Here is a 5,404-nt window from a genome sequence, read left to right as displayed (position 1 = left end):
GGGGAGGGGTGGCCAGCTCCGCAGCGAGCGCGGCGACGGTGGTCAGGTCCCGCCGGTACGCCGCCTGGGTGTGCGGGGAGGGCTTGCGGGTGGCCCGCGCGGTCAGAAACTCCTCGACCAGCTCGACAACCGCTTTACCCGATTTGTCATGCATAAGGCATATTATGCAGGTTTTTCGGGTTAGCTGGCAACGGAGGGGAGTGGCCCGTCCATGGACGGGCGCAGAAACGACAGGCGGAAGCTTGGCGGGTGCGTCTTGTGCGGACACCCAGAAAGGCGCGTACCTGCGGCGCTCAGAAAGACGCGTACCCGCGGCCCGGTGCCGCCGAGTCGATGGATCAGCCACGCCGACCCGTCGTCGGCGCGCACGACGCCGGGTGCGCGCCGACGACGGCAACGACCTGGCGCGCCGCGCCGCCCGCGACCCGCTGATCGAACGGGGCGGGGGGCGGCGCGGAGGAGACCGCTCCACCCGTCAACTTGACATAATGTCAATTATCGAACCTGCGGCGGGATGAGTCGGAAGAGGCCGCGAGGGCCTGCGCGGGTCAGGCGCCGACGTAGGCCGCGAGGTGTTCGCCGGTGAGCGTGGAACGGGCGGCGACGAGGTCGGCGGGTGTGCCCTCGAAGATGACCCGGCCGCCGTCGTGGCCGGCCCCGGGCCCGAGGTCGATGATCCAGTCGGCGTGCGCCATGACCGCCTGGTGGTGCTCGATCACGATGACCGACTTGCCGGCGTCGACGAGCTGGTCGAGCAGGCCGAGCAGGTGCTCGACGTCGGCGAGGTGCAGGCCGGCGGTCGGCTCGTCGAGGACGTAGACGCCACCCTTCTCGGCCATGTGGGTGGCCAGCTTGAGCCGCTGCCGTTCGCCGCCGGACAGCGTGGTGAGCGGCTGGCCGAGGCTGAGGTAGCCGAGCCCGACAGCGGCGAGCCGGCCGAGGATCGCGTGCGCGGCGGGCGTACGCGCCTCACCGGCGCCGAAGAACTCCTCGGCCTCGGTCACCGACATCGCGAGCACCTCGCTGATGTCGCGGCCGCCGAGGTGGTACTCCAGCACCGACGCCAGGAACCGCTTCCCCTCGCACACCTCGCAGACGGTGGCGACGCCGGCCATCATCGCCAGGTCGGTGTAGACCACGCCGGCGCCGTTGCAGTTGGGGCACGCGCCCTCGGAGTTGGAGCTGAACAGCGCCGGCTTCACGCCGTTGACCTTCGCGAACGCCTTGCGGATCGGGTCGAGCAGGCCGGTGTACGTGGCCGGGTTGCTGCGTCGTGAGCCGCGGATCGCGCCCTGGTCGACCGACACCACGCCGGCGCCGTCCGGGATCGACCCGTGTACGAGCGAACTCTTGCCGGAGCCGGCGACGCCGGTGACGACGACCAGCGCCCCGAGCGGAATGTCGACGTCGACGTCGCGCAGGTTGTGCGTCTTCGCGCCGCGGATCTCCAGCGTGCCGGTGGGCGTCCGTACCGTCTTCTTGAGGGCGGTCCGGTCGCCGAGATGGCGGCCGGTGAGGGTGCCGCTGGCCCGCAGGCCGTCGACGGTGCCCTCGAAGCAGACGGCGCCGCCCGCCGTACCGGCGCCGGGGCCGAGGTCGACGACGTGGTCGGCGATCGCGATGGTCTCCGGCTTGTGCTCCACGACCAGCACCGTGTTGCCCTTGTCCCGCAGCCGCCGCAGCAGGCCGTTCATCCGCTGGATGTCGTGGGGGTGCAGCCCGATGGTGGGCTCGTCGAAGACGTAGGTGACGTCGGTCAGCGAGGAGCCGAGGTGGCGGATCATCTTGGTGCGCTGTGCCTCGCCGCCCGACAGCGTGCCGGACGGGCGGTCCAGCGAGAGGTAGCCCAGCCCGATCTCGACGAACGAGTCGAGGGTCCGCCCCAGCGTGGCGAGCAGCGGCGCCACGGACGGCTCGTCGAGGTCGCGGATCCACTGGGCCAGGTCGCTGATCTGCATCGCGCAGGCGTCGGCGATGTTGATTCCGTTGATCTTCGAGGATCGGGCCGCTTCGCTGAGCCGGGTGCCGCCGCACTCGGGGCAGACGTTGAAGGTGACCGCTCGTTCCACGAAGGCCCGGATGTGCGGCTGCATGGCCTCCTTGTCCTTGGACAGGAACGACTTCTGGATCTTCGGGATCAGCCCCTCGTAGGTGAGGTTCACGCCCTCGACCTTCACCTTGGTGGGCTCCCGGTAGAGGAAGTCCTGCATCTCCTTCTTGGTGAACTTGCGGATCGGCTTGTTCGGGTCGAGGAAGCCCGACTCGGCGTAGATCCGTACCGTCCACCAGCTGTCGGACTTCCAGCCGGGGATGGTGAAGGCGCCCTCGGCGATCGACTTGGAGTCGTCGTAGAGCTGGGTGAGGTCGATGTCGGAGACGGAGCCGCGGCCTTCGCAGCGCGGGCACATGCCGCCGGTACGGGTGAAGGTCTCCTTGACGGTTCGGGTGGCGGCACCGCGTTCGACCGTGATCGCCCCGCTCGCCCGGACGGAGGGGACGTTGAACGCGAATGCGCCGGGCGGTCCGATGTGTGGCTGTCCGAGCCGGCTGAAGAGGATGCGCAGCATCGCGTTGGCGTCGGTGGCGGTGCCGACCGTGGAGCGGGGGTCGGCGCCCATCCGTTCCTGGTCGACGATGATCGCGGTGGTCAGCCCTTCGAGTACGTCGACCTCGGGCCGGGCCAGCGTCGGCATGAAGCCCTGCACGAAGGCGCTGTAGGTCTCGTTGATCAACCGTTGTGACTCTGCGGCGATCGTGCCGAACACCAGTGAGCTCTTGCCCGAGCCGGAGACGCCGGTGAACACCGTCAGTTGACGCTTCGGGATCTCGACGCTGATGTCCTTGAGGTTGTTCACGCGTGCGCCGTGCACGCGGATCAGGTCGTGGCTGCCGGCTCCGTGCGGCGCCGGCGACTGCCTGTCCGAGGTGGTGGCCATGCTTGTCGTTTCTCCTGCCGAGGGTCAGATCAGCCAGCGTCCGTCGCGCATCAGCTCGCGGCCGGTCATCTCGTTCACCTCGCGCCAAGCCTGGATGCGGCGCGGGATGATGCGGAACCAGCGGTACGGCGTGGCCAGGGTACGTGGGTCGAAGCCGGTGCGGGCGGCGAACCGGTCCCCCTGCTCGGTTGGCAGGGCGTCGATGTCGAGGACGTCGACCTCGCCTTCGATCATGGTGACGTCGCGGGTGTCGCCCAGCCCGAGCCGAACGGACCGGGTGGTGGCCAGGTTCCGGCCGGTCGGGCTGGTCGTCGACGTGGCCGTCAGCAGCGCCGTGCCGTCCCAGTCGAAGGACAGCGGCACCAGGTACGGCGTACCGTCCGCTGAGGCGCTGGCCACCCAGATGTCGATGTCGTGGGTGAGTCGATGTTCGGTGTCGCGTCGACGTTGGGCGCGGGAGCGGGCGTCGGCGTTCATCGGTCGGGTCAGCGCAGCTCGTTGATGCGGATGAGGTTGCCGGTGGGGTCGCGGAAGGCGCAGTCGCGGACGCCGTACGGCTGCTCGGTCGGTTCCTGGACGACGTCGGCGCCGCTGCCCTGTAGCCGTTCGAAGACGCCGTCGAGGTCGTCGGTGGCCAGGGTGATGGCGCCGTAGCTGCCCTTCGCGATCAGTTCGAGGATGGTGCGGCGTTCGTCGTCGGTGATGCCGGGGTCGACGGCCGGCGGGTGCAGGACGATGGCCGTGCCCGGCTGCTTGGGCGGTCCGACGGTGAGCCAGCGCATCCCCGAGTAGCCGACGTCGTTGCGGACCTCGAATCCGAGGGTGTCGCGGTAGAAGGCCAGGGCGGCGTCCGGGTCGGTTTGCGGAAGGAAGGCGTAGTTGATGGTGATGTCCATGCCGGTCAGGCTAGTTGCGGCTCGGTGACCCTCGCTTCTCGATTCCTGATCGGTCTGGTCACCTGCTTGGCGAGGCACGGCGGCATCTCCGCGGTCGCGCGGGAGGTCTGGGCCCGGTAGGTGCTCGGCGGTACGCCGACGAGTTCGGTGAAGCGGGTGCTGAAGGTGCCCAGGGAGGCGCAGCCCACCGCGAAACAGACTTCGGTGACGCTGAGGTCGCCTCGGCGCAGCAGTGCCATGGCGCGTTCGATGCGCCGCGTCATCAGGTAGGAGTACGGGGACTCTCCGTAGGTGAGGCGGAACTGGCGGCTGAGGTGTCCGGCCGACATGTTCACGCCTCGGGCGAGTGCCTCGACGTCGAGCGGCTGCGCGTATTCGCGGTCGATCCGGTCGCGTACGCGGCGGAGCCGGGCCAGGTCGCGCAGGTGCTGGGCTGCGGCGGGAGTGCTGGTCACCTGCGAAATCGTGCCACGTCGTCCCGGAGTTGCCCAGCCGGCGGGCGGTTTGCCTATCCCCTCGCCGGCCGCTGTCGGGTCGAACGTGCGTGCGAATCGGGGGTCAGAGGCCGCCGCCGACGCGGAGGACGGCGCCGGTGGTGTAGGAGGCGTCGGGGTTGAGGAGCCAGGCGATGGCGGCGGCGACCTCGTCGGGTTCGCCGGGGCGGCCGAGGGGGATGCGGCTGGCGGCGTGGTCGGGTCGGTCGGGTTGTCCGGACAGGGCGTGGATGTCGGTGCGGATGATGCCGGGGGCGACGGCGTTGACCCGGATGCCGTGCGGGGCGAGTTCTTTGGCCAGGCCGATGGTGAGGGCGTCGGTGGCGGCTTTGACGGCGGCGTAGTGGACGTACTCCCCTGGGCTGCCGAGGGTGGCGGCGACGGAGGAGATGTTGACGATGGCGGCGCCGTCGGTCATCCGGCGGGCGGCCTGTTGGGCGCAGAGGATGTAGCCGATGAGGTTGACGTCGACGACGCGGCGCAGGTCGTCGGGGTCGAGGTCGGTGAAGGGGCCGATCGGGCTGGTGATGCCGGCGTTGTTGACCAGGCCGGTGATCGGGCCGAGTTCGGCGGCGGTGTCGAACAGGGCGGTGACCTGGTCGGGGTCGCGGGTGTCGGCGGGTACGGCGACGGCGCGTACGCCGGTGGCGTGCAGGTCGGCCAGGACGGTGTCGGCGGCGGCGTGGTCGCGGCGGTAGCCGAGTGCGATGTGGTGGCCGGTGTGGGCGAGGCGGCGGGCGGTGGCGGCGCCGATGCCGCGGCTGCCGCCGGTGATGACGGTGACGGGCGCCATTGTCCTTCTCCCCTGCCCCGGTTGGTGGCGGCGACGTTACCGCCGCGGTCACGGCGGCGGGAGCAGAGTGTGGTGGAGCACACGGGTGCTGACGTTGGTTGGCTTACGCTCGCCCGCGACGGTCTCGGGTGAGGAGGATGCGGTGGCGGGTGTGGGTGTCGGGGATCTGGTGGCGGACTTCGAGTTGCCGGACGAGACGGGTCGTCCACGGCGGTTGTCGGAGTTCCTGGCGGTGGGGCCGGTGGTGTTGTTCTTCTATCCGGCGGCGATGACGCGGGGTTGCAC

The 5,404-nt window shown here is 70.1% G+C and carries 6 protein-coding genes and 1 pseudogene; 1 reads left to right on the top strand and 6 read right to left on the bottom strand.

Going from position 1 to position 5,404, the window contains the following annotated elements; genetic code table 11:
- The 6 genes and pseudogenes from C1I95_RS31495 to C1I95_RS31470 form a co-directional block, all read right to left on the bottom strand.
- Window positions 1-154: pseudogene (locus tag C1I95_RS31495) on the bottom strand (tyrosine-type recombinase/integrase); the annotation flags it as partial.
- 394 nt (window positions 155-548) lie between these two features.
- Window positions 549-2,936: an ATP-binding cassette domain-containing protein gene (locus C1I95_RS31490; RefSeq protein ID WP_111219445.1), complete on the bottom strand. Its 2,388-nt coding sequence runs from the start codon at window positions 2,934-2,936 to the stop codon at window positions 549-551.
- Window positions 2,937-2,960: 24 nt separating this feature from the next.
- Window positions 2,961-3,413, bottom strand: a complete 453-nt coding sequence (locus C1I95_RS31485) for a pyridoxamine 5'-phosphate oxidase family protein (RefSeq protein ID WP_111219444.1) — start codon at window positions 3,411-3,413, stop codon at window positions 2,961-2,963.
- 8 nt (window positions 3,414-3,421) lie between these two features.
- Window positions 3,422-3,832: a VOC family protein gene (locus C1I95_RS31480; RefSeq protein ID WP_111219442.1), complete on the bottom strand. Its 411-nt coding sequence runs from the start codon at window positions 3,830-3,832 to the stop codon at window positions 3,422-3,424.
- Window positions 3,833-3,837: 5 nt separating this feature from the next.
- Window positions 3,838-4,287: a helix-turn-helix transcriptional regulator gene (locus tag C1I95_RS31475; RefSeq protein ID WP_111219440.1), complete on the bottom strand. Its 450-nt coding sequence runs from the start codon at window positions 4,285-4,287 to the stop codon at window positions 3,838-3,840.
- Between the two features lie 103 nt (window positions 4,288-4,390).
- A complete protein-coding gene (locus C1I95_RS31470; RefSeq protein ID WP_111219438.1) occupies window positions 4,391-5,119 on the bottom strand; it encodes an SDR family oxidoreductase in 729 nt (242 codons plus the stop codon).
- Here C1I95_RS31470 and C1I95_RS37165 point away from each other — a divergent pair.
- Window positions 5,034-5,404, top strand: a 371-nt coding sequence (locus C1I95_RS37165; protein ID WP_325048881.1) for a redoxin domain-containing protein, incomplete at its 3' end; no start/stop codon positions are given. The genes C1I95_RS31470 and C1I95_RS37165 overlap by 86 nt on opposite strands.

This window comes from Micromonospora craterilacus (genome assembly GCF_003236315.1).
In the GTDB taxonomy this organism is placed as follows: domain Bacteria; phylum Actinomycetota; class Actinomycetes; order Mycobacteriales; family Micromonosporaceae; genus Micromonospora; species Micromonospora craterilacus.
This window is presented reverse-complemented; position numbering and strand designations above follow the sequence as displayed.